A 25497-nucleotide genomic window follows, 5' to 3' on the forward strand; every position below is an offset into this window, starting at 1 on the left:
GTCAGGCGGATTGCGTGTTGCGCTCGGCGGCACCGGCCGCGGACTGCGCCTCGATGTACTTTTCCTCGAGCTCCCAGAGGATGGCCTCTATGAGATCCTGGTTCGTTTCACGGCAGAGGATGCGGTACTCCGGCGAGTTGCCGAGAAGCTGTTCCTCGGAGACGGCACGACCGATCAGATCACCGCCGGCTGGGCAGATGCAGAGCGCCCCGGAGGAGGCAAAGATCACCTCGTCCTCGTCAAACTCGAGGATGAAGACCTCGGGCTCGGGATCGGGTTGATGGCGGGTGATGCCGCAGATGCCGTCGAGGGTTTCGGCGCGTACCAGCACGAAGGGATCGCCCAGTTCCTGCTCGGCCACGTCGCTCTCGACGACCACGCCCTGGCGCGGCATCAGGAGCATTTCCTCGCGGTTGCCGATGGAGCCCTGGGGCACCAGGAGCGGCTTGAACATCTCGGGCCAGCTGGCATCGCCATCCCAGATGGCGCGGCGGCTGAGCGCGCGCAGGGTCTTGAGCCCGTTGTCGAAGGTGAGAACGGCATCGCCGGCGCGCAGGGTCTCGATCTTCTGCCAGCCGACGGCGGTTGCGACGCGCGTCCCAGTCACCATGCCGGAGAGGGTCGTCTCCAGCGCGGCCAGGCGCCGTGTCTCGAAATCCATGTCATCGCGCAGGGCAATCCGCTCTGCGGTTCTCGCGATCGCCGAGCGACGCGACGATGATGTGTCGAACATTCCCATTTGTTCCCGTGTAGCCTCGCCACGCTCTGGCATCATTGCCCGCTGCTTCCGGTCGGAGCCCCGCAGGCGATCCGAAGCACTCAGGCAGTTCGGTACGACCAAGAATGAACCGTTAATAAACCATTAACCAAGCAACCGTGATCTAAAATCACACTCCGAGCCGGGCTTGTCGATCATTTAATGCCTTTCAGGAACTAGAATTTCGCTTGCACCGGAGAAGACGGGAAATCGGTGCAAGTTTGCACACAATTCTGCGATGAAATTCTGCGCCAATGGGCCGCACAAGGCGATTTCGGCCAAAAATCGGCCCCGACCTGACGCGAACCAGCATCAATTTCATCAGGCAAAAAGCTGCCGCAAGGGCGAATCACGCGGTCCTTGCGGCCTGAAAAGCCGCCTGGAAGCACGCCGGATAAGTGTCTGAAATTGCAGTTGAGCGTCCGGGGAGCCAGGAGCGCCCGGCCCCGGGCCAGGTGGTTTCAAGGCATGAAGGATACCCTCCAGACACCACTTTTACCATTTGGACAAAACGTCAACCGTGATGATGTGTTTCACGCCGAAAAAGCAACAAGAGCGTCGTCCGAGCACACCGAAAGGCGCCGGAAACCGCGCTGAAATCCCGCCCCCCTCGGCCCCGCTGGCCGGGCAGCAAGCGCCCCTAGCGGCGGGGCCCTCGCAGGAAGGCCGCACGTTCGCGCAGTTCGGAGCGCGTCAGGGCACGGCGCAGGGCCAGGCGCGCCGGGCGCACCCGGGGGCCGTTGCGCGAGACAACCAGCCCGAAGGCCAGTGCCGTAATGAGAACCGTCAAAAGTCCGTCCATCGTCGCCTCCCGCGGGACATGATCATGCATTCGTGATGACGGGCGAGGTCTTAACGACTGGTAAACCGCTGGGCAGAAGCTGTTGAGACGCAGCTGTGATTGCGGGGGCAGCAAACTGCGTGCTATCTTTCCGGGCAGAGTGAGAAGGCCGCAGGGCCCTGGACGGCGCGGAAGAGCAGAACCCCGTATGACAGCATTGGACAAGTATCAGCGGCTGGAAGCTGCTGCGTTGTGGCGGGAGAGCCCCGAGGCGCAGCGGCGCGACGTGATCGTGTCCATCGGCGATGCCACCCTGACGATGACGGACATGCAGGACCGACCGGTCACGCATTGGTCCATCGCGGCGCTGTCGCGGGCCAATCCCGGCGAGCTGCCGGCGATCTATTATCCCGACGGCGACCCCGGCGAGACGCTGGAGCTGGAGGCCGACCAGGCCGAGATGATCGCGGCGCTGGAGAAGCTGCGCGGCGCGGTGGCACGGCGACGCCCCCGCAAGGGGCGGCTGCGGCTGACCATCGTTGCCGCGGTGATCGCGGCCATCGTGGCCGGCGGCGCGCTCTGGCTGCCGGACAGGCTCGAGGATCACGCGCTCTCGGTGCTGCCGCAGGTCAAGCGCGACGAGATCGGGCGCAAGCTGCTGACCGACGTGCAGGCCCTGACGGGCCCCGCCTGCCGCGACATGGTGGGCACCTCGGCGCTGAGCCGGCTTGCCGCGCGAGTGACGCCGGAGGGCGAGACGCCGCCGCGGCTCTTCGTGGTGCGCGACGGGGTGAAGAATGCCACCCACCTGCCCGGCGGCATCATCCTGATCAATCGCAGCCTGATCGAGGACGAGGAAGACCCGGAGGTGCCGGCGGGTTTCGTGGTGGCCGAGCGCCTGCGCGCCAAGGCCGAGGACCCGATTGCACGGCTGCTCGACGAGGCGGGACCCATCGCGGTACTGCAACTGCTGACCACGGGCGAGCTGCCGAACGAGACACTGGTGCGTCATGCGCGCACGCTGGTGACAGATCCAGCCAAACAGTTGCCGACGGAGACCATGCTGGCGGGCTTTGCCGCGGCAGGGATCCAGCCCGCCCCCTATGCGCGGGCCCTGGTAACCCAGGGCCTGGACGACAACGGCCTGCTGGTGGCGAACCAGGGCGACGGCAGCGAAGGCCCTGTGATGCGCGACGCCGACTGGCTGCGCCTGCAGGGCATCTGCAGCAACGGCTGATCCACACTTGCCCGAGGTGACGACCCCGAAAGCGGGCCGTTGCGGGATCTCAGCGGTTCTCGACTTCGACGGGGACGAGGCGGCGGGGCACGGTATCCGTCCACACCCGGCTCATCTGCATCTGCCCCGAGACAGTCTGAATGCCGCGGTTCGGGTTCAGCCGGCCATCCTTGAACACCGGACGATAGCCCGCGGGCATGGTGACGGTGCCCGCCTCCTTGCGCTGCGCATAGACATGCTCGGGGATGATGCGGGTGTTCAGGCTGAGGCTGCCGGGCGGCACGGCATAGCCCTGAACCACGCGGGCCTGATCGGTGATGGCGGCAGGCGCCTGGGTGACACGCACGGCCCCCGCGGGCACTGTGTTGCTGGCGATGGGACCGCCAAGCGCCACGGCCGATTTCGGCTGCATCGAGGATTGCATCGACGGCGCGAGGATGACGCGGGGCGTCATCACCTGCGGATCGCTCTGGGCCCGGGCCGGGCGCGTGGCGGTGAGGCCAGCGCCCAGCGTGAGGACGGCGATTGTCGGGATCATCAGGTACCAAGACATAGCAATTCCCTCAATGTTTTGAGAAAGCTGCCTTAAATCCCGATTCAAGTAAAGTGACTGTTAGGTCACTTTGTTCCGAACATCCGGTCGCCGGCATCGCCGAGGCCGGGAACGATATAGCCCTGCTCGTTCAGGTGGCTGTCGAGCGAGGCGGTGACGATCGGCACATCGGGGTGCGCTTCCTTCATGCGGGCGACACCCTCGGGGGCGGCCAGCAGGCAGAGGAAGCGGATGTTGGTGGCACCGGCCTTCTTCAGCAGGTCGATGGCGGCCACGGAGGAATTGCCGGTGGCAAGCATCGGATCGACGGCGATGACGAGACGATCCTCGAGGTTTTCCGGCACCTTGAAGTAGTATTGCACCGGCTGCAGGGTTTCCTCGTCGCGGTAGAGGCCGACGAAACCAACGCGGGCGGCGGGAACCAGCTCGAGAATGCCGTCGAGCAGGCCGTTGCCGGCGCGCAGGATCGAGATCAGGGCCAGTTTCTTGCCGTCAAGCAGCGGGGCCTCCATCTCGACCAGCGGGGTCTGGATGGTCTTTGTGGTCATCTCGAGATTGCGGGTGATCTCGTAGGCCAGCAGCTGGGAAATCTCGCGCAGGAGCTGACGGAACTTGGCGGTGGAGGTCTCTTCCTCGCGCATCAGGGTCAGCTTGTGCTGCACGAGCGGGTGGGTGACGATCGTGAGATGCTCGGGCGTCAGGGTTTCGTTTTCGGTGCTCATGCCGCAATCTCCAGGCGCTTGGACAGGTTATTCTTGGTGCTCTCGTCGCAGAATGCCGCCTCGAGCGAGGTTCTGGCAATCCCGGCGAAAATCTCTTCGTCCCAGCCGAAGGCCCGGTGCAGCTCCTCGTATTCCCGCGCCATGGTGGTGTGGAAGAAGGGCGGATCGTCGGTGGAGACGGTCACCCGGACGCCGCGTTCGCGCAGCATCTCGATGGGGTGACGGGTAAAATCGGGGTAGAGGCCGAGGGCGACATTGGAACCGGGGCAGACCTCGAGGACGATCTGCTCCTCGGCCAGGCGGTCGACCAGCTCCAGGTCCTCGATGGCACGGACGCCGTGGCCGATGCGCTCGACGCGCAGGTCATCGAGCGCATCCTTGATCGACTGCGGCCCGCCCCATTCGCCGGCGTGGGCGGTGATGCGCAGGCCCGCCTCGCGCGCCATGTCGAAGGAATATGCAAAGTCGCGCAGCTTGCCGGTCTTCTCGTCGCCGCCGATGCCATAGCCCACGATCCAGTCGCCGGCGGTCTCGGCCGCGCAGAGCGCGGTTTCCTTTGCCTTGTCCGGCCCGAAGTGCCGGATGCAGGTGATGATGCCGCGGGTGACGATGCCCATGTCGCGCTCGGCCCGGTCGGAGGCCTCGCGGATGGCATGGAGGTATTCCCGCCAGGCACCGACATCACGGCCGCCGCAGAAATCCGGCGACATGAAGAGCTCGGTGTAGATCACCCCGGAGGCCGCGCTCTCCTCGAGCACGGCAGTGGTGAGGCGGGCGTAATCCTCGGGCGTCTTCAACACCGAGGTGGCGGCCTCGTAGACCTTCAGGAAATCCCAGAAGTCGGTGTAGGCATAATGCCCCCGCTCGTCGAAGACCTTGGAGATGTCGACCTTCTTCTCGGCGGCGAGACCGCGGATGAAGGCCGGCGGCGCCGCGCCCTCGTGGTGCAGGTGCAGCTCGATCTTTGGCAGCGCGCGCAGGGACTGCGAGTCGAAGTCGGTCATAACAGGCTCCTTCCCGGCCCTTCGGCGGCCACCCCCAGATGGTCCGCGACAGAGGCCGCAACATCAACAAACCGGCACAATCCGAGCGCCCCGCTTCCATCCTCGGCCCCGCGGCCCGCCATCAGCACCGGCACCCTCTCGCGGGTGTGGTCGCTGCCGGTCCAGCTGGGGTCGTTGCCGTGATCGGCCGTCAGCACCAGCAGATCGCCGGGACGCAGCCTGTCGAGCACGGCGCCGATGCGGGCATCGAACCATTCCAGTGCGCGGGCATATCCCGAAATGTCGCGCCGATGTCCATAGAGACTGTCGAATTCCACGAAATTGGCAAAGGTGAGCGAGCCCTCCTCGGCCTCGTCCACCAGCCGGTCGAGGTGATCCATCAGCGCCGCGTCCGAGCCCTTTACCACGTCGTCGATGCCATCCATCGAGAAGATGTCGCCGATCTTGCCCACAGCGTGCACCTTGCCGCCGGCCTCCTGCACCCAGTTGCAGAGCCCGGGCGCGGGCAGTGCCACGGCATAGTCGCGACGGTTGGTGGTGCGGGTGAAATTGCCGGGGCTGCCCACGAAGGGGCGCGAGATCACCCGGCCCACCTTCATGGCGTGCAGCATCGGCGCCACGGCCCTGCAGAGCGCCTGAAGCCGGTCATTGCCGAAGGTCTCCTCGTGCGCGGCGATCTGGAAGACGCTGTCTGCGGAGGTGTAACAGATGGGCCAGCCGGTGCGCATGTGCGCCTCGCCATGCTCGGCGATGATCGCGGTGCCGGAAGCGTGGCAGTTGCCCAGGATGCCCTCGGTGCCCGCGGCCTCGCAGACGGCGCGCACGACGTCATCGGGGAAGGCGGGGGTGGTGTCGGGGAAATAGTGCCAGTCCCAGGGGACGGGCACGCCGGCGAGTTCCCAGTGGCCGGTGGGGGTGTCCTTGCCGGGGCTGGCCTCGGTGGCGGCGGCCCAGAGGCCCTGCGGGGCGCCCTCGAGGCCGGGTACCACGTGGCCCGTGGCCAGGCGCGCGGCGGCACCGAGGCCGAGGCGTGCCATGTTGGGCAGCCGCAGCGGACCGCTGCGCCCCTCCTCTGCCCGGCCGGCTGCGCAGGCCTGGGCGATGTGGAGCAGCGTGTTGGCGCCGCTGTCAGGTACGCCGGCATTGAAGAACTGATCCGCGTCCGGGGCACCGCCGATGCCCACGGAATCCATCACGACGAGAAATGCCCGGGTCATCCGGAGATCCTTTCCAGTATCAGCGGCGCCGGGGGGACCGGGCCCCGCCCGATCTCCATGGCAGCCAGAACCGATTGCACCGCGGCCTCGGCCACGTCCTCGCGCGCGGCATGAACGCGGGCGAGCGGCTGGCCCTGCTCCACCCGCTGGCCGAGGCGGACGACGTCCGACAGGCCCACGGCGGGATCGACGATGTCGCTCTCGACCTTGCGACCGCCGCCGAGATCGACGACGGCGAGGCCAAGGGCCTCGCCGTCGATGGCGGTGATCACGCCGGCACGGGGCGCGGTGACCTCGATGATCACCGTGGCCTCGGGCAGGAAGCGCTGCCATGTGTCGACGAAATGCACCGGCCCGCCCATCAGCGCGACCATGCGACCGAAATGCTCGGCCGCGGCACCGGAGGTGAGCGCCTGTTCCATCTTCTCTGCGCCCTCGGCGATATCGGCGGCAAGGCCGCCCTGATGCAGAAGGCCGGCGCCCAGTGCAATGGTCAGCTCGGCCAGGCGGCCGCGCTCCTGCCCCGTGAGCACGCGCATCGAGGCCGCGACCTCGAGCGCATTGCCGAGATCGGCGGCGAGCGGCTGTGACATGTCCGACAGTACGGCCTCGGTCGGGCAGCCGGCGGCATTGGCGGTGGAGACGAGGGCGCGGGCCAGGGCGGCCGCGTCCTCGCTGGATTTCATGAAGGCGCCGGAGCCGCATTTCACGTCGAGAACGAGGCCCTCGAGGCCGGCGGCGAGCTTCTTCGACAGGATCGAGGCGGTGATCAGGTCGAGGCTCTCGACCGTGGCGGTGACGTCGCGCACCGCATAGAGGCGCTTGTCGGCCGGGGCGATATCGCCACTGGCCGAGACGATGGCACAGCCCGCCTGCCCCACGATGTGGCGGAAGGCATGTTCGTCGACCTGTGTCGAGAGGCCGGGAATGGCCTCCATCTTGTCGAGGGTGCCGCCGGTATGGCCGAGACCACGCCCGGAGATCATCGGCACATAGGCCCCGCAGGCGGCAAGCGCCGGCGCCAGCACGAGGCTGACGCAATCCCCCACCCCGCCGGTGGAGTGCTTGTCGAGCACGGGGGCGGGCAGATCCCAGGCGAGGACCCGGCCCGAGTCGCGCATCGCCAGCGTCAGGGCCACGCGCCCCTCCTCTCCGATTCCGTTGAGAAGCACGGCCATGGCGAAGGCGCCGGCCTGTGCATCGGTGACCTCGCCGCTGGCAAGCCCCTGGGCGAACCAGGCAATTTCGGCGCGGGAGGGCACCGCGCCGTCACGCAGCGCCGCGAGAATTCGTCTTGCGTCCATCTGTCGGCTCAGGTGTTGGCCATGTGGCCCGCATCGAACCGGCCGGGCAGGATATCGGCCAGGGTGGTTTCGAGACGCGCACCGTCGGTGGTGACCATGGTCAGTTTGGTTTCCGGCTTGCCGAATTCCACCAGCTTCTGACGGCAGCCGCCACAGGGCGGCGTGGGGGTCGGGCTGTCTGCGATCACCAGCACCTCGGTCAGCTCGGTCTCTCCGGCGGCGACCATCATGGCGATGGCGCCGGCCTCGGCGCAGGTGCCCTCCGGGTAGGCGACGTTCTCGACATTGCAGCCGGCATAGATCGTGCCGGAGGCCGCGCGGATCGCCGCGCCCACCTTGAACTTGGAATAGGGCACATAGGCGTTTTCGCGCACCTCGGTGGCGGCCTTGAGCAGATCCATCTACATCTCCCTTAAATATTTTTGTCGGATAGGATTTGCGCGGCAGTCTCAGAGCCTCTGCAGCGCTTTGCAAGGGGCGAACTGATCCGCGTGGTAGAATGTGCCGAATCCGGGCCGGGCAACTGGGCACGATGCGCCAAGAGGCGCCGGTGGCCCGGGCCGGCAATTCGGCGGGGGCTTTCCCCGCCCGGCAGTTTAGTTTAACGCTAAACTATATTCTGGAGGATGAGGCTTCAAATGTCCGACGCAGACAAGGCAGTGTTCCGCAACGCCGCGCTCGCCTATCACGAAAATCCGAAACCCGGTAAACTCGAAGTACGCGCCACCAAGCCGCTGGCCAATGGCCGCGACCTGTCGCTGGCCTATTCGCCGGGCGTTGCCGAGGCCTGCCTGGAAATCAAGGCGGACCCTAAGAACGCCGCACGCTATACCTCTCGCAGCAACCTGGTGGCCGTGGTGTCGAACGGCACCGCGGTGCTGGGCCTGGGCAATATCGGCGCGCTGGCCTCCAAGCCGGTGATGGAAGGCAAGGCGGTCCTGTTCAAGAAGTTCGCCGGCATCGATTGCTTCGACATCGAGGTGAACGAGAGCGACCCCGAGAAACTGGCCGATATCGTCTGCGCGCTGGAGCCGACCTTTGGCGCGATTAACTTGGAAGACATCAAGGCGCCCGATTGCTTCATCGTCGAGAAGCTCTGCCGCGAGCGGATGAACATCCCCGTCTTCCATGACGACCAGCACGGCACGGCCATCGTGGTGGGGGCTGCGGCCACCAACGCGCTGCGGGTGGCGGGCAAGAATTTCGAGGACATCAAGATCGTCTCGACCGGCGGCGGTGCGGCCGGCATCGCCTGCCTGAACATGCTGCTGAAACTGGGCGTGAAACGCGAGAACGTCTGGCTCTGCGATATTCACGGACTGGTCCACGAGGGCCGGAACGAGGACATGAACCCGCAGAAGGCGGCCTTTGCCCAGGACAGCGACCTGCGCACCCTGGAAGAGGTGATCGAGGGCGCCGACATGTTCCTGGGCCTCTCGGGCCCGGGCGTTCTGAAGCCGGAGCTGGTGAAGAAGATGACCGCGCAGCCGATCGTCTTTGCCCTGGCGAACCCGACCCCGGAGATCATGCCGGACGAGGTGCGCGCGGTGGCACCCGACGCGATCATCGCCACGGGGCGGTCGGATTTTCCGAACCAGGTCAACAACGTGCTCTGCTTCCCCTTCATCTTCCGCGGCGCGCTCGACGTCGGCGCGACCGAGATCAACGACGAGATGCAGATCGCCTGCATCGAGGGGATCGCGGCGCTGGCCCGCGCCACCACGAGTGCCGAGGCCGCGGCAGCCTACCAGGGCGAGACGATGAACTTCGGCCCGGATTACCTGATCCCCAAACCCTTTGATCCGCGCCTCTCGGCCATCGTGTCGAGCGCCGTGGCCAAGGCCGCCATGGAGAGCGGCGTGGCCACCCGCCCGATCGACGACCTGAAGGCCTACAAGGACAAGCTGAAGCAGACCGTCTTCAAGTCGGCACTGGTGATGCGCCCGGTCTTCGAAGCCGCGGCAACCGCCGCCCGCCGGATCGTCTTTGCCGAGGGCGAGGACGAGCGGGTGCTGCGCGCCGCCCAGGCGATGCTGGAGGAAACCACCGAGCATCCGATCCTGATCGGCCGTCCCGACGTGATCGAGAGCCGCTGTGCCCGCGCCGGGCTGAAAATCCGCCCCGGCGAGGATTTCCACGTGGTCAACCCCGAGCACGACCCCAGGTATCGCGACTACTGGGGCACCTATCATGCGCTGATGGCGCGGCGCGGCGTGACCCCGGACATGGCCCGCGCGATCATGCGCACCAACACCACCGCCATCGGCGCGGTGATGGTCTATCGCGAGGAGGCCGACAGCCTGATCTGCGGCATGTACGGCGAATACCGCTGGCACCTGAACTATGTCACCCAGGTGCTGGGCACCGAGAACCGCCGGGCCAGCGGCGCCCTGTCGATGATGATTCTGGAAGACGGTCCGCTGTTCCTGGCAGACACGCATATCCATGCCGAGCCCACGCCGGAACAGATCGCCGAGATCGCGATCGGCGCGGCGCGGCACGTCAAGCGCTTTGGTCTGCAGCCGAAGGTGGCGCTCTGCTCGCGATCGCAGTTCGGCAACCAGGACACCGAGAGCGCGGTGCGCCTGCGTGAGGCGATGGCGATTCTCGACGCCAAGGAGCGTGACTTCCTATACGAGGGCGAGATGAACGTGGACACCGCGCTCGACCCGCACCTGCGCGAGATGGTCTTTCCCGAGAGCCGCTTCGACGGGCCGGCGAACGTGCTGGTCTTTGCCCATGCGGATACCGCCTCGGGCGTGCGCAACATCCTGAAAATCAAGGGCGACGGACTGGAAGTGGGACCGATCCTGATGGGGCTGCGCAACTCGGCGCATATCGTGTCGCCCTCGACCACGGCGCGCGGCCTGCTGAACATGGCAGCCATCGCCGGCACGCCGGTGGCGCATTACGGCTGAGGCCATCGTGACGGAATGCAGGGGCGCGCGGGAGATCGAGCGCCCCTTTGCATGCCTTGCGGGCCGCCATAACGCGCATTTGCAAAACATATTTTGCAGACTTTGCAAAATCCTCTGAAATTTGCAGAAACCCGAATATTCGCAGACGGTTTGCAAAAGTTTGCAGGCCATTTTCGGCCTGCCCTGCAAATTTATTGACGCAATTTACGGGAGCGCTCAAAGACTTCTTGCCAAGTGCCCCCCTCTTCGTCCCCCATAGGACACCCGTGCCTGCCCGCGCGCAACCCACGCGTTACCGCGGCAGGCAAGGTCAAGGAGGAGGACCCAATGGGCTACAAGGACGTATACGCCGCCTGGCAGGCGGACCCCGAAGCATTCTGGATGGAGGCGGCCCAGGCCATTGACTGGGCCGAAGCGCCCAGCAAGGCGCTCTTTGCGGACAAGGCGCCCTTCTACGAATGGTTCTCGGACGGGATGGTGAATACCTGCTGGAACGCTGTGGACCGCCACGTCGAGGCCGGGCGCGGCGACCAGATCGCGATCCAGCACGAAAGCCCGATTACCCATGCCACCAAGGGCATCACCTATGCCGAGTTGCAGAAGCGCGTGGCGAGCCTGGCCGGCGCACTGCGGATGCGCGGCGTGGAGAAGGGCGACCGGGTCATCATCTACATGCCGATGATCCCCGAGGCGCTGGAGGCCATGCTGGCCTGTGCCCGCCTGGGGGCCGTGCATTCCGTGGTCTTTGGCGGGTTCGCCGCCCATGAGCTGGCGGTACGCATCGACGATTGCACGCCCAAGGCGATCATCGCCGCCTCCTGCGGGCTCGAGCCGAACCGCGTGGTGCATTACAAGCCGCTGCTGGACGAGGCCATCGAGATCGCCGCGCACAAGCCCGAGTTCTGCGTGATCTTCCAGCGCGAACAGGAGGTTGCCAAGCTGGTCGAGGGCCGCGATTTTTCCTGGCACGGCTTCCAGTACGGGGTGAAACCGGCCGAATGCGTGCCGGTCGAGGGCAACCACCCCGTCTATATCCTCTATACCTCCGGCACCACCGGCCAACCCAAGGGCGTGGTGCGCCACACCGGCGGCCACCTGGTGGCGCTGCAATGGTCGATGAAGAACATCTACAACATCGAGGCCGGTGATCGCTTCTGGGCCGCCTCGGATGTCGGCTGGGTCGTGGGCCACAGCTATATCTGCTATGGCCCGCTTATCGCAGGGGCCACCACCGTCGTCTTCGAGGGCAAGCCCGTGGGCACGCCCCACCCCGGCGTCTTCTGGCGCACGATCCAGAACCACCGCATCAAGAGCTTCTTCACCGCCCCCACCGCCCTGCGCGCCATCAAGCGCGAGGACCCCGACGGCGAGTGGATCCGCCGCTACAAGGCGCATGAGCTGCAGGCGATCTTCCTTGCAGGAGAGCGCGCCGATCCGGACACGATCCAGTGGGCCCAGAAGCACTTCGGCGTGCCGGTGATCGATCACTGGTGGCAGACGGAAACCGGCTGGGCCATCGCCGCAAACCCGCTGGGGATCGAGGAACTGCCGGTCAAGCTGGGCAGCCCCTCGGTGCCGATGCCCGGCTACGACGTGCAGGTGCTGGACGAGGCCGGCCACCCAATGAAACCGGGCGAGCTCGGCGCCATCGCGATCCGGCTGCCGCTGCCCCCGGGCACGCTGCCCACGCTCTGGAATGCCGAGGAACGGTTCAGGAAGAGCTATCTCACCACCTTCCCCGGGTTCTACGAAACGGGCGATGCCGGCATGATCGACGAGGATGGCTACCTCTACATCATGGCGCGCACCGACGACGTGATCAACGTGGCCGGGCACCGCCTCTCGACCGGCGCGATGGAAGAGGTGCTTGCCAGCCACCCGGACGTGGCCGAATGCGCGGTGATCGGGGTCTCCGACACGCTCAAGGGCCAGAACCCGGTGGGGTTCCTCTGCCTGTCGGCCGGCGTGAACCGCGAGGCGGAGGAGATCGTGAAGGAATGCGTGAGCCTCGTGCGCGAGCAGATCGGGCCGGTGGCCGCCTTCAAGAAGGCGGTGGTGGTCGACCGGCTGCCCAAGACGCGCTCGGGCAAGATCCTGCGGGCGACCATGGTCAAGATCGCCGATTGCCAGGAGTTCAAGATGCCCGCCACAATCGACGACCCCGAGGTTCTGGACGAGATCAAGGACGCCCTGCAAACCATCGGCTATGCGCGACAGACCCAGACCGCCTGAGGCCCCTCGGGCAGACGGCCATGGCAGGACATGAAAAAGGGCGGCCCGACGGGACCGCCCTTCTGTCTTTGCCCACCGAAGCGATCAGTGCTTGCGGGCGAATTCATCCACCTGACGCTCGGCTTCGTCCTTAGCCAGGCCATAGCGCTCCTGGATCTTGCCGACGAGCTGCTCGCGGCGGCCTTCGACCACGTCGAGGTCATCATCGGTCAGCTTGCCCCAATGTGCCTGGGCCGAGCCCTTGACTTGCTTCCAGTTGCCTTCGATCACATCCCAATTCATGGTGAAATCTCCTTTTCAACCTGGGGGCGCGTCCTTGCGCCCTTCGAGGAGATAACGTGCCGGACAGGTAACAGGTTCCCGTCCCCATCCTATGGCGCGCCGGAACGGGCGGAAAACCACCGGCTCTTTCATCTGGCCACAAATATCGCGGGGAGATCGCCGCAGGCGAGCGGGGCAGAGCCCCCTGCCCGGCCCCGAAAGGGCACATTGTCAGACGAATTGTTCCTGCAGAAGCCGCTCTTCCAGACCGTGGCCCGGATCGAAGAGGATGCGGTGCTCCACCGAGGGCTCCGAGCGGACCTCGACCGAGAGCACGTTGGTAAAGGAGCGGCTGTCGGCATCGGCCATCACCGGGCGTTTTTCCGGCTCCAGCACGTCGAACTGCACCGTCGCGGTCTTGGGCAGCAGCGCGCCGCGCCAGCGCCGGGGCCGGAAGGCCGCGATCGCGGTCAGGGCCAGCACGTCGGAGCCGATCGGCAGGATCGGCCCGTGGGTGGAATAGTTGTAGGCGGTCGAGCCCGCAGGCGTGGCGATCAGCGCCCCGTCGCAGACCAGCTCGTTCATCCGCACCCGGCCGTCGACCGAGATCCGCAGCTTGGCGGCCTGGGGCCCGGCCCGCAGAAGCGAGACCTCGTTGATCGCCAGCGCCTCGCGCACCTTGCCATCGGCGCGGGTGGCCTTCATCGAGAGCGGGTTGATGACCTCTTCCTCGGCCTCGGAGAGACGCTCGAGCAGGTCGTCCTCGGAATAGGCGTTCATCAGGAAGCCGATGGTGCCCCGGTTCATGCCGTAGACCGGCACATTGAGCGCCTGGGTGCGGTGCAGCGTGGCCAGCATGAAGCCGTCACCGCCAAGCGCCACGATCACGTCCGCCTCGGCTTCGGGCACGGCGCCGTAGCGGGCGGTCAGGCTCTTGCGCGCCGCCTGGGCCGAGGCCCCGCGGCTGGCGGCAAAGGCGAGTTTGATGCTCATAGGACGATCTTCCCCATGTCGGCTCCCGGCCCGATTGTGACACCCCGTTCCGGACGGGGCACCAGGTTTCCGAAAGCCGCAATTCGGTTCCGAAAGAACCACAACTTGCCGGAACGTGCCAGCCCCGTCGCATTTCATGATCATCATGACGATTTGGAGACTTCCTTGGCCACGGGCAAAGCGTTAGGTAGCGGCCAACGTGGATTGATGGAGACCCTGCCATGACCGATGCCGGCTTTTTCACCGAAGAGCTTGAAACCCGTGATCCCGAGATTTTCGGTGCCATTCGCAAGGAGCTGGGTCGCCAGCGCGACGAGATCGAGCTGATCGCCTCGGAAAACATCGTCAGCCGCGCCGTCATGGAAGCCCAGGGCTCGGTGATGACGAACAAGTATGCCGAAGGCTACCCGGGCAAGCGCTACTACGGTGGCTGCCAGTTCGTCGACATCGCCGAGGACCTGGCCATCGACCGCGCCAAGCAGCTCTTCGGCTGCGCATTCGCCAACGTGCAGCCGAACTCTGGCAGCCAGGCAAACCAGGGTGTCTTTACCGCGCTGCTGCAGCCCGGCGACACGATCCTGGGCATGAGCCTGGATGCCGGCGGGCACCTGACCCACGGCGCCAAGCCGAACCAGTCCGGCAAGTGGTTCAACTCCATCCAGTACGGCGTGCGCCAACAGGACAACCTGCTGGATTACGACCAGGTTCAGGAGCTGGCAAACGAGCACAAGCCCAAGCTGATCATCGCCGGCGGCTCGGCCATCCCGCGCCAGATCGATTTTGCCAAGATGCGCGAGATCGCCGACAGCGTGGGCGCCTACCTGATGGTGGACATGGCGCATTTTGCCGGCCTCGTGGCGGCAGGCGAACACCCCAGCCCCTTCCCCCATGCCGACGTGGCCACCACCACCACGCACAAGACCCTGCGCGGCCCGCGCGGCGGCATGATCCTGACCAATGACGAGGCGCTGGCCAAGAAGATCAACTCGGCCATCTTCCCCGGCATTCAGGGCGGTCCGCTGATGCATGTCATCGCCGGCAAGGCCGTGGCCTTCGGCGAAGCGCTGCGCCCCGAGTTCAAGGAATACATCAAGCAGGTGCGTGCAAATGCCGTGGCCCTGGCCGACCAGCTGATGAAGGGTGGCCTCGACATCGTGACCGGCGGCACGGATACCCACGTGATGCTCGTCGACCTGCGCCCCAAGGGCGTGAAGGGCAATGCCACCGAAAAGGCCCTGGGCCGTGCGCATATCACCTGCAACAAGAACGGCATCCCGTTCGATCCGGAAAAGCCCACCGTGACCAGCGGCATCCGCCTGGGCACCCCGGCCGGCACCACCCGCGGCTTCGGTGAAGCCGAGTTCCGCCAGATCGCCGACTGGATCGTCGAGGTCGTCGACGGCCTGGCGGCGAACGGTGAGGAAGGCAATGCCGAGGTCGAGGCCAAGGTTCAGGCGGAAGTGGCGGAACTTTGCGCCCGCTTCCCGCTTTATCCGACCCTCTGATCAGAGCACATATCCGAGGCTCTTGCCTCTCCCCCGCATGGGCGCTAGGGCTGCGCCCATGCGGATCGTACGTGACTTTCATTTCGTCAACGAGGAAGACCGCGGCGCTGTCGCCGCGATCGGCAATTTCGATGGCGTGCACCTTGGGCATCAGTCCGTTATCGACATTGCCCGGGCCGAGGCCGAAAGGCTGAATGCGCCCCTGGGCGTGATGACCTTTGAACCCCATCCGAGACAGTTCTTTGCCCCCGAGGCACCGGATTTTCGCCTGACCAGCGCCGAGAGCCGCGCGCACAGGCTGGAGAAGCTGGGCGTCGACGTGCTCTATGAACTGAGCTTCACCCCCACCCTCGCCGGCCTGTCGCCGCATGATTTCGCACGCAAGGTGCTGCACGACGGGCTGGGCCTGAAGCATGTCGTCGTGGGCCAGGATTTCCATTACGGCAAGGGCCGCGAAGGAAATATCTCCAACCTCTCGGAGTTCGGGCAGGAGCTCGGGTTCGGGGTGTCGGTAGCGCGCCTGCTCGACGTGGGCACCGGCGAGATCTCCTCGACCGCGATCCGAAATGCCCTGACCGAGGGGCGCCCCCGCGACGCCGAGGCGATGCTGGGACACTGGCACCGCATCGAGGGCACCGTGGTGCGCGGCGACCAGCGCGGGCGCGACCTTGGCTTTCCCACCGCGAACATGTGGCTGGACGGGCTGCTGAAGCCGAAGTTCGGGATCTATGCCGCCCTGGTGGACGTGCTGACCGGCCCGCACGCGGGCAGCTACTTTGGCGCGGCGTCGCTGGGCCTGCGGCCCACCTTTGGCGGCACCGAGCCCAACCTGGAAACCTTCCTGTTCGATTTCCGCGGCGACCTCTATGGCGCGCAGATCTCGGTGGGGCTGGTCGACTACCTGCGCCCGGAAGTGAAATTCGAAGGCCTGGACGCGCTGATCGCGCAGATGGATGCCGATTGCGTCCGTGCCCGGCAGATCCTGTCCGCGCTATGACCACGCCCGAGATCGACCGCACAGGCCTGCGAGAGCGGTTCTGGGAAACCGTGCCGCTGAAGAAGATGACGCAGCGCGAGTGGGAAGCGCTTTGCGACGGCTGCGGCAAGTGCTGTCTGAACAAGCTGGAAGATGCGGACACCGGCGAGGTGGCCCTGACCCGCGTGGCCTGCAGGCTGCTGGACGGGCATTCCTGCCTGTGTTCGCAATATCCGATCCGGCACCAGTTCGTGCCCGAATGCATCTCGCTGACGGCGAAGACGCTGGAAGGGCATCTCTACTGGATGCCCGAGACCTGTGCCTATCGCCTGCTCCACGAGGGGCGGCCGCTCTATTCCTGGCACCCGCTGCTGACCGGAGATCCGGAGAGCGTGCATGAGGCCGGGGTTTCCGCGCGCGACATCACCGTGCCGGAATTCGAGATCGACGAGGAGGATTGGGAGGATTACATCATCGAGGAGCCAACCTGATGTTCCTGGCATCCGATAACGCCGGACCCGCACACCCCTCCATCCTGGACGCGATGATCCGCGCCAATTCCGGCTACGAGCCCTCCTATGGCGGCGAGGCAGTCATGGACGCGGTACGCGACCGGCTGCGCGAGATCTTCGAGGCGCCAGAGGCCGATATCTACCTGGTGGCCACGGGCACCGCGGCCAACGTGCTGTCGCTGGCCACGCTGGCCGATCCGTGGCAGGTGGTCTATTGCAGCCCCTACGCCCATATCAACGAGGACGAGTGCAACGCGCCCGAGTTCTTCCTTGGCGCGGGCAAGCTGCTGCCGCTGGGCGATGACGACAAGGTGCACCCCGAAGACCTGCGCAAGGCCATCGGTGGCCGTGTGAAACACGCCGTGCACTCGGCCCAGCCCGGGCCGCTCTCGATCACCCAGGTGACCGAAAAGGGCCGCCTCTATACCCTTGACGAGATCCGCGAACTGACGGGGATCGCAAGGGAATTCGGCCTGCCCGTGCACATGGACGGGGCGCGGTTTGCCAATGCGCTGGCCGCCATGGGCTGCACGCCTGCCGAGATGACCTGGAAATCGGGCGTGGACGCCCTGAGCTTTGGCGGCACCAAGAACGGCTGTGTCGGCGTGGAAGCGGTGATCTTCTTCAACAAGGACGGCAAGGACCGGGCCTGGGAATTCGAGCTGCGCCGCAAGCGTGGCGCGCATCTCTTCTCCAAGCACCGCTACCTCTCGGCGCAGATGCAGGCCTACCTGGAGGGCGACCTCTGGCTGCAGATGGCGGCCATGGCCAATGCCCGGCTGTCGCAGCTGGCCGAGGGGCTGCGCGGCATGGCCGGCGTGAGCTTCCTGCGCGAGCCGGAAGCCAACCTGATGTTCACCACCCTGCCCCGTGCCGCGCACCAGCGCCTGATTGCCGCCGGCGCGCGCTATAACCTGAGCGGCGGACCTCTGGACGACGGCCCCGCGGAAGAGCCGCTGATGGCACGGTTCGTGGCCGACTGGTCGCTGACCGAAGCGGATGTGAACCGCTTCCTGGAGATCGCGCGCGGGGCCTGAGCCCCGCCGCAACCTCTTCTACAGCTTCAGAAAATCCTGCAGCTCGGCGGCCACGGCCCCGGCATGGGTGACCGGCCCCATATGGGCCGCACCCTGCAGGATCACGCGCTCTGCCTCCGGGATCTGCATCTGCAGCGCATCGTTGATGCGCGCGACGTAGACCGGGCTCTCGGCGCCTTCCATCAGCATCACGGGGCAGGCCAGGCTGCGCAGCCGGCCCTGGGCAAGCATGGCGCCGGGATCGCCGTAGTTGGTGCCCTTGATCGCATCGATCAGCTGGATCCGGTCGATGAAGCCCTGGCGCTGTGCCTGGGGCAGGCTGTCCCATGGCCGGCCATCGCCCCAGACCCGCATGAAGGCACGGGCCGCGCCCTCGTAATCGCCGGCGGCGAAGGCATCGGCATAACCGGCCATCTCGGCGTCATGCTCGGCCTTCAGTTCGGGAAAGGCCTGGAAACCGGCGGTAAAGAATACGGGCTCGTAGAGGCTGAGCGAGGCGACGCGCTCGGGGTGCTCGACCGCGAGGCGCAGGGCCACGGTGCCCCCGAAGGAATGGCCCACCACGTGCACCGGCCCCTCGCCCCAGTCCCGGATCAGCCCCAGTGCCATCTCCACCGATTGCTCCTGAAAGTCGAGTTCGGGGTGCCAGGCGCCGCTCCGGCCATGGCCCGGAAGGTCGTAGGCGCGGATCTCGGCATGGCGTGACAGCCGCGCGGCCACCCCCTGCCAGGCGCCGGAATGGGCAAGGGAACAATGGATCATCAATACCTTGGGGCCTGTTTCGCCCCAGGATTGCCAGGCGGTTTCGTGACCGCCGAACAGCGAGTGCAGCATCAGAGTGTCCCGTCGAGATGGGCCGAAAGATCGTCGAGGCGGTCATGCCCCCAGAAGCGCTGCGCGCCGTCGACGATGTAGAAGGGAGCGCCGAAGACACCGGCCTCGATGGCCTCCTCGGTATTGCGCTCGAAGACCTGGGCACCGGTGAAGAGGCCGCTGTCGGCGAGCGAGGGATCGAAGCCGGCGCGGGCCAGGCAATCCCGGATCACCTCGTCCTCGGCGATGTTCTTCTCCTCGACGAAACAGGCGGTGAGCAGCAGGCGGCAGAGCAGCCCGGTGTCGCCGTCCCCGGCCCGGTCCGCGGCGATGATGGCATAGCAGGAGGGTGCGGCATTGGTGGGATGGAAGGCCGGCGCGAGGTTCAGCGGCAGGCCGGTCTTTTTCCGCGCCCGTTCCAGCTCCATCAGGCGGTACTCTTGCCGGGCCTTCGGCCGCTGGGGCAGCGGGACGCCGCCGGTGGCGGAAAATACCTTCATGAGATCAACGGGTTTATAGTTGATCGTCGCCCCGTGACCCGCGGCAATCTGTTCCAGCCGATCCCCCGCCAGATAGGTGAAAGGGGAGATTGTCGTGAAAAAATAGTCGATCTGATGTGCCATTGTCCCGGCCTTGTGAGGGCCGCCGAGGGCGGCGCGGTTTGGCAAGACCGTAACGGGGTGCTAAGCGAGGTTCAACGTCACGAATCTGTCATCCCAGAGCCACCCTGTTGAGCGACTCCCAGCTGCCACCCGGAGAGACCGAAATGCCGAATATCATTGAGCCCAAGCTGATCGCGGGCAATGCAAACATGCCGCTTGCCACGGCCATCGCACGCCGCATGTCGATGCATCGCGGCATGAACGTGGGCCTCGTCGAGGCCCGCGTCGAGCGCTTCAACGACGGCGAGATCTTCGTGGAAGTCTTTGAAAACGTTCGGGGCGAGGACATGTTCGTGATCCAGCCCACCTCGAACCCCGCCAACGACAACCTGATGGAACTGCTGATCATGGTCGATGCGCTGCGCCGCTCCTCGGCCTCGCGGATCACCGCCGTCATGCCCTATTTCGGCTATGCCCGGCAGGACCGGCGGACCAAGGCGCGGACGCCGATCAGTGCCAAGCTGGTGGCCAACATGCTGGTCGAGGCCGGCGTGGAGCGGGTGCTGACCATGGACCTGCATGCCGCGCAGATCCAGGGCTTCTTCGACATCCCCGTCGACAACCTCTATGCCAGCCCGATCTTTGCCATGGACATCCGGCAGCAGTTCAAGGACCGGCTGCAGGACGTGATGGTCGTCTCTCCCGACGTGGGCGGCGTGGCCCGCGCCCGCGAGCTGGCCAAGCGCATCAACGCGCCGCTGTCGATCGTCGACAAGCGCCGCGAAAAGCCCGGCGAAGTGGCCGAGATGACCGTGATCGGCGACGTCAGCAACAAGATCTGCATCATGGTCGACGACATGTGCGACACCGCCGGCACGCTCTGCAAGGCCGCGGATCTGTTGATGAATTCCGGCGCGACCGAGGTTCATGCCTATATCTCTCACGGGGTGCTCTCGGGGCCCGCGGTGGGGCGCATCGATTCCTCTGCCCTGAAGAACCTGGTGATCACCGACTCGATCGCGGCCACCCCCGCCGTAGAGGCCTGCGAGCGCATCCGGATGCTGCCGACGGCGCCGATGTTCGCCCAGGCGATCCTGAACATCTGGAATGGCACCTCGGTGTCGTCGCTCTTCGAGACCGGCACGCTCGAGCCGATTTACGAAGGTTACTTCCGGCCCTGAGAACCGGGCCGGATAGGGCCATCGGGAGGGCGTCGGCATTCCTGAAATGGAATATTATTACCCCCCTGATTTCGGCCAATTCCAACGTCGGTATTACGTCGGTATCGCGTCGGTATTGCGTCGGTGCGAAATCGCGCGGAGAAATGGTTAACAAAGGGGGCCTGCGGGCCCCTTTGTGCTGTCCGGAAGGGACCGGACCGGGAGGGTGGGCCGAAGGCTGTGCGAGAGCGGCCGACGGAGGCATGCGCCCCAAGGACGGGAGCCTCCGGCGGCCGTATTTTCAGAAAGATGAAGGGGCCCCGCGAGGAGGTTCCTTGGGGGAAGGCGCTGAGGAGGCGTTGGGCGGAAGCCCGAATGGGGAGGCCCGAGCAAGGAGCCCGGGCGGTGGCGCGGGCGGCTCAGCGGCGGGCGGCGAAGAAATCCTTCAGCAGCGCCTCGGCCTCGGGGGCGGCGATGCCGTCGTAGACCTCGGGCACGTGGTGCGCCTGGGGGTGGGTGAAGATGCGCGGGCCCTGGGCCACGCCGCCGGATTTCGGATCTGCCGCGCCGTAGTAGAGCCGGGCGATGCGTGCCGCCGAGATCACCGCGGCGCAGGCCGGGCATGGCTCCAGCGTGACATAGAGGCTGTGACCGGGCAGGCGCTCGCTGCCGGCGGCGGCGCAGGCCTGGCGGATGGCCAGCACCTCGGCATGGGCCGAAGGATCGCAAAGTTCGCGCGTGCGGTTGCCGGCGCGGCCCACCACCCGGCCCTGCGGGTCGATCACCACGGCGCCCACGGGCACCTCGCCGCGGGCGGCGGCGGCACGGGCCTCTTCGAGGGCGAGGGACATCTGGGAGGTGAAGCGCATGGATCTTCTGTGCCCCGACGGGGCATCCGGTGCAAGATGATCCTTCCCCGGCTGCGCGATCCGCGCTAGAGCCGGGACATGACACAGAAAAACCCGCCCCGTTCCAATGCGCCCGCCAAGGGCCCCTCGAAACCGGCCCGCAAGGGCCCGGGCAAGCCTGCCGGCAAACCCTCCGGCAAGCCGCTGCAGGGGGCCGGCGACGGTGAGGTGATGCCGGGCGACCGCATCGCCAAGGTTCTGGCACGCGCCGGCGTGGCCAGCCGCCGCGAGGCCGAGCGGTTGATCGAGGCCGGCCGGGTGGCCGTGAACGGCGTGGTGATCGACAGCCCGGCGCTGAACGTGACCGCGGGCGCGCGGATCACCGTGGACGGCAAGCCGGTGGGCGCGCCGGAGCCGGCGCGGCTGTGGCTCTATCACAAGCCCGCGGGCCTGGTGACGACGACGAGCGACGAGAAGGGCCGCGAGACGATTTTCGACAAGCTGCCGGAGGACCTGCCGCGGGTGATGTCCGTCGGGCGGCTCGACCTGAATTCGGAAGGCCTGCTGCTGCTGACCAATGACGGCGGGATCAAGCGGCAGCTGGAGCTGCCGGCGACCGGCTGGATGCGCAAGTACCGGGTGCGGGTGAAGGGCAACCCCAGCGACGAGATGCTGGAGCCGCTGCGCGAGGGCGTGGTGATCGACCGCGAGACCTTCCAGCCGATGATGGTGACCCTGGACCGGCAGCAGGGCGCCAATGCCTGGCTGACGGTGGGCCTGCGCGAGGGCCGCAACCGCGAAATCCGCCGCGCCATGGAGAGCATCGGCCTGGTGGTGAACCGGCTGATCCGGGTGAGCTATGGCCCCTTCCAGCTGGGCAGCCTGAAGGAGGGCGAGGTGGAAGAGGTGCGCCGCCGGGTGATGCGCGACCAGCTTGGCCTTGAGGACGATGCCGGCGAGGGCGAGGCGGTGGCGAAGAAGAAGGTGGTGCGCAAGTCGCGGCCGCCGAAGCCCAGGCCCGACGACATCGTGGCCAGGCCGATCGCGCGGAAGGGCAAGCCCTCCGGATCTGATCGTGGGTCTGGTCATGGATCGGGCCACGGGTCTGGCCACGGGTCTGGCAAGAGCTCTGGCAGCAGCACGGGCGGCTGGCAGGGCACCGTCTTTACCGGCAAGGGCGTCCGCGCCGGGGCCTCGGGCGCCTCGGGGAAGGCCCTGGGCCGAGGCGACGGCAAGGCCGAGGCGCGGGGCGCGGACGGGCGCTCCGGCAAGCCGGGCGGGAAGCCCGGGGGCCGGCCGGCGGGCAAACCGCAGGGAAGGCCCCAGGGAAGGCCCCAGGGCAGCTCTTCGGGCAAGCCTTCGGGGAAACCTTCGGGCCGGGGCGGCCCCTCCGGCAAGCCGCGGGGGCGGACGTAGCCGCCCTGCCGCCCTGCCGCCCTGCCCCTCGGGGTGCGGGGCTGAACCGTTACGAGAAACCGTATTTGGGGAAAGATGAAGGCGCGGGCGCGCCGGGCCTGTCGCCCCCGGGCGGCAGGCGAGGCCATTGCGCGCCATTCGCGTCCATTCGTCCAGAGCACACTGGTCAGAGGGCATGCGGGCTCCTAGATGTAGGAAGACCCGAATTCAGACCCGACACGCAGATGACTGGCGCCCGGAGGCGCAGAGAATGGCCCGAATAGCCCTGATCCTTCTGATCCTCGCCGTGGTGACCGCCGTGGCGACGAGCCTGGCGGCGGCGCTGAGCCGCGAGACCGCCCGTTCCGAGACCCTGCCCGCCTATCGCCGTCCCGGCGCCCTGCAGAAAGTCGCCTATGTGCTGCTTCTGGTGGTGATGTTCGGCGTCGGCTCGGGTCTCATGGCGGCAGGATAGGCGGAGGCCCGGAGCATGGCAGAACGCTTTGGCGGCAGGTACAGCCCGGGTTCGGGCCCGGCCCGCGGGCGCGGCCCGAAGGTGGAGCCCGGCGGCGCGCGGGTGAACCTGCTCTATATCCCGGCACTGGTGCTGTTCCTGACGACGCTCTGGTCGGGGCCGGTGGTGCTGGCCTGGGGGATCGGCGGCGCGGCGGCCTGGCTCGGGGCGGCGCATCTGACCCGCGAGGGGCTGCGGGCGGAACAGGCGTTCCTGTCGCGCAAGCTGGCGCGCCGGCCCGCCCTGCCGCGCAAGATCCTGGCCGGGGTGCTGCTCGGGCTGGGCACGGCGATGGCGGCCATGGCCCATGACACCGGTGCCGCCGGCGCGGCAATCTACGGCGTGATCGGCTGGATCCTGCACCTGGCGGCCTTTGGCCCCGATCCGCTGCGCAACCGCGCCACGGCCGAGGGGCTGGACCAGTACCAGCAGGACCGCGTGGCGCAGGTGGTGGAACGCGCCGAGGAGGAGCTGAGCGCCATGGCGCGGGCGATCGCGGGGCTGAACGACCGCGTTCTGGTGCATCGGGTGGCCGAATTCGAGGACACGGCGCGGCAGATGATCGCCCGGGTCGAGGAGGATCCGCGCGACCTGACCCAGGCGCGCAAGTACCTGGGCGTCTACCTGACGGGGGCGCGGGAGGCCTCGGAGAAGTTTGCCGAGCATTACCGGCACACCCACAACCCCGGGGCGCGCGGGCAATACGAGGCGCTGCTGCGCGATCTGCAGGAGAATTTCGCGGCGAAGACCGAAAAGATGTTACAGGATGACGCCACGGATATGAGTATCGAGATCGACGTGCTGCGAGACCGGCTGCGCCGGGAAGGCGTGCAGCCCGAGGACATGATGCGCGCGCAGGCGCGGGACTAGAGACGGGCGCGCCGCGGCGCCCCCGGGATCAGGAGGCGGCACCGGGGTGCCGCCGCAGAACGCCAACTTTACAGGAAAACGACATGTCCGACGACGTTCGAACCAAGGCCAGCGAAGCCCAGAAGACCGTGGAGGAGGTGACCTCGCTTGAGCTGCCGGAGCCGGCACCGGCCGAGGTGAGCGCCGATACCGCCACCATGGGCGGCGCGATGAGCGAGGAAGTGCAGCGCCGCAAGGCGGAGATCGACATGGGCGACAGCGGCTCGATCGTGGGCTTTGGCGCCCGCGCCCAGGGCGAGTTGCAGCAGATCAGCCAGTCGATGCTCTCGGACGTGCGCAACAAGGACATCGGCCCGGCCGGCGACAGCCTGCGCGAGATCGTCACCACCCTGCGCGGCTTCTCGGTCAGCGAGCTGGACGTGCGGCGGAAGAAGAGCCTGTGGGAGAAGATCACCGGCAAGGCCGCGCCCTTTGCCAAGTTCACCGCGAAGTTCGAGGAGGTGCAGGGCCAGATCGACATGATCACCGACCAGCTGCTGCGCCATGAGCACCAGCTGCTGAAGGACATCAAGGCGCTGGACCTGCTCTATGAGAAGACGCTGGATTTCTATGACGAGCTGGCGCTCTATATCGCCGCCGGCACGCTGAAGCTGGCCGAGCTGGACGAGCACGAGATCCCGGCGCTGGAGGCCGCGGTGCAGGCCGCCGACCCGGAGGCGCAGGTGATGAAGGCGCAGGAGCTGCGCGACCTGCGCGCCGCCCGCGACGACCTGGACCGCCGGGTGCACGACCTGAAGCTGACGCGGCAGGTGACGATGCAGTCGCTGCCCTCGATCCGCCTGGTGCAGGAGAACGACAAGAGCCTGGTGACCAAGATCAACTCGACCCTGGTCAATACCGTGCCGCTCTGGGAAAGCCAGCTGGCCCAGGCGATCACCATCCGGCGCAGCGGCGAGGCGGCGCAGGCGGTGCACGAGGCCAACAACCTGACCAACGAGCTGCTGACCAGCAATGCCGAGAACCTGCGCATGAACAACGCGAAGATCCGCGAGGAGGTCGAACGCGGGGTCTTCGACATCGAGGCGGTGAAGAAGGCCAACGAGGACCTGATCGGCACCATCGAGGAGAGCCTTGCCATTGCCGATGCCGGCAAGATCCGCCGCGCCGCCGCCGAGAAGGACCTGCGCCAGATGGAAGCAGACCTGCGCGACACGCTGGCCGCCGCCAAGGCGCACAAGACGGGCCTTGCGCCCGAGACCACCGGCGCGGTTCCGAAGAAGGGCTGA

The 25497-nt window shown here is 66.7% G+C and carries 25 protein-coding genes; 12 read left to right on the forward strand and 13 right to left on the reverse strand.

Going from position 1 to position 25497, the window contains the following annotated elements; genetic code table 11:
- Position 1: 1 nt before the first annotated feature.
- Both AC0WR5_RS14530 and AC0WR5_RS14535 read right to left on the reverse strand, forming a co-directional pair.
- A complete protein-coding gene (locus tag AC0WR5_RS14530; protein WP_475864148.1) occupies positions 2-733 on the reverse strand; it encodes a Hint domain-containing protein in 732 nt (243 codons plus the stop codon).
- Between the two features lie 664 nt (positions 734-1397).
- Positions 1398-1559, reverse strand: coding sequence for a hypothetical protein (locus tag AC0WR5_RS14535; RefSeq protein ID WP_475864149.1), 162 nt, complete (start codon positions 1557-1559; stop codon positions 1398-1400).
- Between the two features lie 187 nt (positions 1560-1746).
- Here AC0WR5_RS14535 and AC0WR5_RS14540 point away from each other — a divergent pair, with 187 nt between their 5' ends.
- Positions 1747-2775 (forward strand): hypothetical protein, encoded by a 1029-nt coding sequence (locus tag AC0WR5_RS14540; protein WP_475864150.1) that lies wholly within the window; start codon positions 1747-1749, stop codon positions 2773-2775.
- Positions 2776-2824: 49 nt separating this feature from the next.
- Here AC0WR5_RS14540 and AC0WR5_RS14545 read toward each other — a convergent pair whose 3' ends face one another.
- The 6 genes from AC0WR5_RS14545 to AC0WR5_RS14570 form a co-directional block, all read right to left on the reverse strand.
- The gene (locus AC0WR5_RS14545; RefSeq protein WP_475864152.1) at positions 2825-3328 is read right to left on the reverse strand and encodes a hypothetical protein; all 504 of its coding nucleotides are present in this window, start codon (positions 3326-3328) and stop codon (positions 2825-2827) included.
- A 65-nt stretch (positions 3329-3393) separates the two neighbouring features.
- Positions 3394-4050 (reverse strand): uracil phosphoribosyltransferase, encoded by a 657-nt coding sequence (upp, locus tag AC0WR5_RS14550; RefSeq protein WP_475864154.1) that lies wholly within the window; start codon positions 4048-4050, stop codon positions 3394-3396.
- Positions 4047-5054, reverse strand: a complete 1008-nt coding sequence (locus AC0WR5_RS14555) for an adenosine deaminase (RefSeq protein ID WP_475864156.1) — start codon at positions 5052-5054, stop codon at positions 4047-4049. The genes upp and AC0WR5_RS14555 overlap by 4 nt, the downstream gene beginning before the upstream one ends.
- Positions 5051-6271, reverse strand: a complete 1221-nt coding sequence (locus AC0WR5_RS14560) for a phosphopentomutase (RefSeq protein WP_475864157.1) — start codon at positions 6269-6271, stop codon at positions 5051-5053. The genes AC0WR5_RS14555 and AC0WR5_RS14560 overlap by 4 nt, the downstream gene beginning before the upstream one ends.
- Positions 6268-7575 (reverse strand): thymidine phosphorylase, encoded by a 1308-nt coding sequence (locus tag AC0WR5_RS14565; RefSeq protein ID WP_475864158.1) that lies wholly within the window; start codon positions 7573-7575, stop codon positions 6268-6270. Before AC0WR5_RS14565 ends, AC0WR5_RS14560 begins: the two co-directional genes overlap by 4 nt.
- A gap of 8 nt (positions 7576-7583) precedes the next feature.
- A complete protein-coding gene (locus AC0WR5_RS14570) occupies positions 7584-7976 on the reverse strand; it encodes a cytidine deaminase (RefSeq protein WP_475864159.1) in 393 nt (130 codons plus the stop codon).
- A gap of 237 nt (positions 7977-8213) precedes the next feature.
- Here AC0WR5_RS14570 and AC0WR5_RS14575 point away from each other — a divergent pair, with 237 nt between their 5' ends.
- Together AC0WR5_RS14575 and AC0WR5_RS14580 are read left to right on the forward strand one after the other, a co-directional pair.
- Entirely contained in the window at positions 8214-10493 is a 2280-nt protein-coding gene (locus AC0WR5_RS14575; protein ID WP_475864161.1) for an NADP-dependent malic enzyme, read from the forward strand.
- A 327-nt stretch (positions 10494-10820) separates the two neighbouring features.
- Positions 10821-12725, forward strand: a complete 1905-nt coding sequence (locus AC0WR5_RS14580) for a propionyl-CoA synthetase (protein ID WP_475864163.1) — start codon at positions 10821-10823, stop codon at positions 12723-12725.
- Positions 12726-12809: 84 nt separating this feature from the next.
- Here AC0WR5_RS14580 and AC0WR5_RS14585 read toward each other — a convergent pair whose 3' ends face one another.
- Together AC0WR5_RS14585 and AC0WR5_RS14590 are read right to left on the reverse strand one after the other, a co-directional pair.
- Positions 12810-13007 carry a CsbD family protein gene (locus AC0WR5_RS14585; protein ID WP_475864164.1) on the reverse strand — a complete coding sequence of 66 codons (198 nt, stop codon included), beginning with the start codon at positions 13005-13007 and terminating at the stop codon, positions 12810-12812.
- A gap of 210 nt (positions 13008-13217) precedes the next feature.
- Positions 13218-13979: an NAD kinase gene (locus tag AC0WR5_RS14590; protein WP_475864165.1), complete on the reverse strand. Its 762-nt coding sequence runs from the start codon at positions 13977-13979 to the stop codon at positions 13218-13220.
- Positions 13980-14200: 221 nt separating this feature from the next.
- Here AC0WR5_RS14590 and glyA point away from each other — a divergent pair, with 221 nt between their 5' ends.
- Genes glyA through AC0WR5_RS14610 form a run of 4 tightly spaced genes read left to right on the forward strand, consistent with a single transcriptional unit; the run spans position 14201 to position 18009 of the window.
- A complete protein-coding gene (gene glyA / locus AC0WR5_RS14595) occupies positions 14201-15484 on the forward strand; it encodes a serine hydroxymethyltransferase (RefSeq protein ID WP_475864167.1) in 1284 nt (427 codons plus the stop codon).
- A 58-nt stretch (positions 15485-15542) separates the two neighbouring features.
- On the forward strand, positions 15543-16481 hold the full coding sequence (locus tag AC0WR5_RS14600) for a bifunctional riboflavin kinase/FAD synthetase (protein ID WP_475864168.1): 939 nt from the start codon (positions 15543-15545) through the stop codon (positions 16479-16481).
- Positions 16478-16951, forward strand: a complete 474-nt coding sequence (locus AC0WR5_RS14605) for a YcgN family cysteine cluster protein (protein WP_475864170.1) — start codon at positions 16478-16480, stop codon at positions 16949-16951. Before AC0WR5_RS14600 ends, AC0WR5_RS14605 begins: the two co-directional genes overlap by 4 nt.
- Complete coding sequence (locus AC0WR5_RS14610) at positions 16951-18009, forward strand: threonine aldolase family protein (RefSeq protein WP_475864172.1); 1059 nt, start codon at positions 16951-16953, stop codon at positions 18007-18009. The genes AC0WR5_RS14605 and AC0WR5_RS14610 overlap by 1 nt, the downstream gene beginning before the upstream one ends.
- 18 nt (positions 18010-18027) lie before the next feature.
- Here AC0WR5_RS14610 and AC0WR5_RS14615 read toward each other — a convergent pair whose 3' ends face one another.
- Both AC0WR5_RS14615 and AC0WR5_RS14620 read right to left on the reverse strand, forming a co-directional pair.
- A complete protein-coding gene (locus AC0WR5_RS14615) occupies positions 18028-18843 on the reverse strand; it encodes an alpha/beta fold hydrolase (protein WP_475864173.1) in 816 nt (271 codons plus the stop codon).
- Complete coding sequence (locus tag AC0WR5_RS14620; protein WP_475864175.1) at positions 18843-19445, reverse strand: DsbA family protein; 603 nt, start codon at positions 19443-19445, stop codon at positions 18843-18845. Before AC0WR5_RS14620 ends, AC0WR5_RS14615 begins: the two co-directional genes overlap by 1 nt.
- A 143-nt stretch (positions 19446-19588) precedes the next feature.
- Between AC0WR5_RS14620 and AC0WR5_RS14625 the strand changes: the two genes are divergently transcribed.
- Positions 19589-20605 carry a ribose-phosphate pyrophosphokinase gene (locus AC0WR5_RS14625; RefSeq protein ID WP_475864177.1) on the forward strand — a complete coding sequence of 339 codons (1017 nt, stop codon included), beginning with the start codon at positions 19589-19591 and terminating at the stop codon, positions 20603-20605.
- Positions 20606-21003: 398 nt separating this feature from the next.
- Here the strand turns inward: AC0WR5_RS14625 and AC0WR5_RS14630 are convergent, their stop codons facing one another.
- The gene (locus tag AC0WR5_RS14630; protein ID WP_475864178.1) at positions 21004-21453 is read right to left on the reverse strand and encodes a nucleoside deaminase; all 450 of its coding nucleotides are present in this window, start codon (positions 21451-21453) and stop codon (positions 21004-21006) included.
- A gap of 78 nt (positions 21454-21531) precedes the next feature.
- Here AC0WR5_RS14630 and AC0WR5_RS14635 point away from each other — a divergent pair, with 78 nt between their 5' ends.
- From AC0WR5_RS14635 to AC0WR5_RS14650, 4 genes are all read left to right on the forward strand, one after another.
- Positions 21532-22848 carry a pseudouridine synthase gene (locus AC0WR5_RS14635; protein WP_475864180.1) on the forward strand — a complete coding sequence of 439 codons (1317 nt, stop codon included), beginning with the start codon at positions 21532-21534 and terminating at the stop codon, positions 22846-22848.
- A 250-nt stretch (positions 22849-23098) separates the two neighbouring features.
- Positions 23099-23302, forward strand: coding sequence for a hypothetical protein (locus tag AC0WR5_RS14640; protein WP_475864182.1), 204 nt, complete (start codon positions 23099-23101; stop codon positions 23300-23302).
- A 15-nt stretch (positions 23303-23317) separates the two neighbouring features.
- On the forward strand, positions 23318-24211 hold the full coding sequence (locus AC0WR5_RS14645) for a 5-bromo-4-chloroindolyl phosphate hydrolysis family protein (RefSeq protein ID WP_475864183.1): 894 nt from the start codon (positions 23318-23320) through the stop codon (positions 24209-24211).
- 83 nt (positions 24212-24294) lie between these two features.
- The gene (locus AC0WR5_RS14650; protein ID WP_475864184.1) at positions 24295-25497 is read left to right on the forward strand and encodes a toxic anion resistance protein; all 1203 of its coding nucleotides are present in this window, start codon (positions 24295-24297) and stop codon (positions 25495-25497) included.

Source organism: Pseudooceanicola sp. DL12 (assembly GCF_056270665.1).

Coding starts and splice junctions, on each gene's coding strand:
- AC0WR5_RS14620 (WP_475864175.1), bottom strand. CDS start 19,445: ATGGCACATCAGATCGACTATTTTTTCACGACAATCTCCCCTTTCACC.
- AC0WR5_RS14580 (WP_475864163.1), top strand. CDS start 10,821: ATGGGCTACAAGGACGTATACGCCGCCTGGCAGGCGGACCCCGAAGCA.
- AC0WR5_RS14630 (WP_475864178.1), bottom strand. CDS start 21,453: ATGCGCTTCACCTCCCAGATGTCCCTCGCCCTCGAAGAGGCCCGTGCC.
- AC0WR5_RS14645 (WP_475864183.1), top strand. CDS start 23,318: ATGGCAGAACGCTTTGGCGGCAGGTACAGCCCGGGTTCGGGCCCGGCC.
- AC0WR5_RS14610 (WP_475864172.1), top strand. CDS start 16,951: ATGTTCCTGGCATCCGATAACGCCGGACCCGCACACCCCTCCATCCTG.
- AC0WR5_RS14640 (WP_475864182.1), top strand. CDS start 23,099: ATGGCCCGAATAGCCCTGATCCTTCTGATCCTCGCCGTGGTGACCGCC.
- upp (WP_475864154.1), bottom strand. CDS start 4,050: ATGAGCACCGAAAACGAAACCCTGACGCCCGAGCATCTCACGATCGTC.
- AC0WR5_RS14530 (WP_475864148.1), bottom strand. CDS start 733: ATGTTCGACACATCATCGTCGCGTCGCTCGGCGATCGCGAGAACCGCA.
- AC0WR5_RS14535 (WP_475864149.1), bottom strand. CDS start 1,559: ATGGACGGACTTTTGACGGTTCTCATTACGGCACTGGCCTTCGGGCTG.
- AC0WR5_RS14635 (WP_475864180.1), top strand. CDS start 21,532: ATGACACAGAAAAACCCGCCCCGTTCCAATGCGCCCGCCAAGGGCCCC.
- AC0WR5_RS14650 (WP_475864184.1), top strand. CDS start 24,295: ATGTCCGACGACGTTCGAACCAAGGCCAGCGAAGCCCAGAAGACCGTG.
- AC0WR5_RS14555 (WP_475864156.1), bottom strand. CDS start 5,054: ATGACCGACTTCGACTCGCAGTCCCTGCGCGCGCTGCCAAAGATCGAG.
- AC0WR5_RS14600 (WP_475864168.1), top strand. CDS start 15,543: ATGCGGATCGTACGTGACTTTCATTTCGTCAACGAGGAAGACCGCGGC.
- AC0WR5_RS14560 (WP_475864157.1), bottom strand. CDS start 6,271: ATGACCCGGGCATTTCTCGTCGTGATGGATTCCGTGGGCATCGGCGGT.
- glyA (WP_475864167.1), top strand. CDS start 14,201: ATGACCGATGCCGGCTTTTTCACCGAAGAGCTTGAAACCCGTGATCCC.
- AC0WR5_RS14625 (WP_475864177.1), top strand. CDS start 19,589: ATGCCGAATATCATTGAGCCCAAGCTGATCGCGGGCAATGCAAACATG.
- AC0WR5_RS14605 (WP_475864170.1), top strand. CDS start 16,478: ATGACCACGCCCGAGATCGACCGCACAGGCCTGCGAGAGCGGTTCTGG.
- AC0WR5_RS14590 (WP_475864165.1), bottom strand. CDS start 13,979: ATGAGCATCAAACTCGCCTTTGCCGCCAGCCGCGGGGCCTCGGCCCAG.
- AC0WR5_RS14570 (WP_475864159.1), bottom strand. CDS start 7,976: ATGGATCTGCTCAAGGCCGCCACCGAGGTGCGCGAAAACGCCTATGTG.
- AC0WR5_RS14585 (WP_475864164.1), bottom strand. CDS start 13,007: ATGAATTGGGATGTGATCGAAGGCAACTGGAAGCAAGTCAAGGGCTCG.
- AC0WR5_RS14565 (WP_475864158.1), bottom strand. CDS start 7,575: ATGGACGCAAGACGAATTCTCGCGGCGCTGCGTGACGGCGCGGTGCCC.
- AC0WR5_RS14540 (WP_475864150.1), top strand. CDS start 1,747: ATGACAGCATTGGACAAGTATCAGCGGCTGGAAGCTGCTGCGTTGTGG.
- AC0WR5_RS14615 (WP_475864173.1), bottom strand. CDS start 18,843: ATGCTGCACTCGCTGTTCGGCGGTCACGAAACCGCCTGGCAATCCTGG.
- AC0WR5_RS14545 (WP_475864152.1), bottom strand. CDS start 3,328: ATGTCTTGGTACCTGATGATCCCGACAATCGCCGTCCTCACGCTGGGC.
- AC0WR5_RS14575 (WP_475864161.1), top strand. CDS start 8,214: ATGTCCGACGCAGACAAGGCAGTGTTCCGCAACGCCGCGCTCGCCTAT.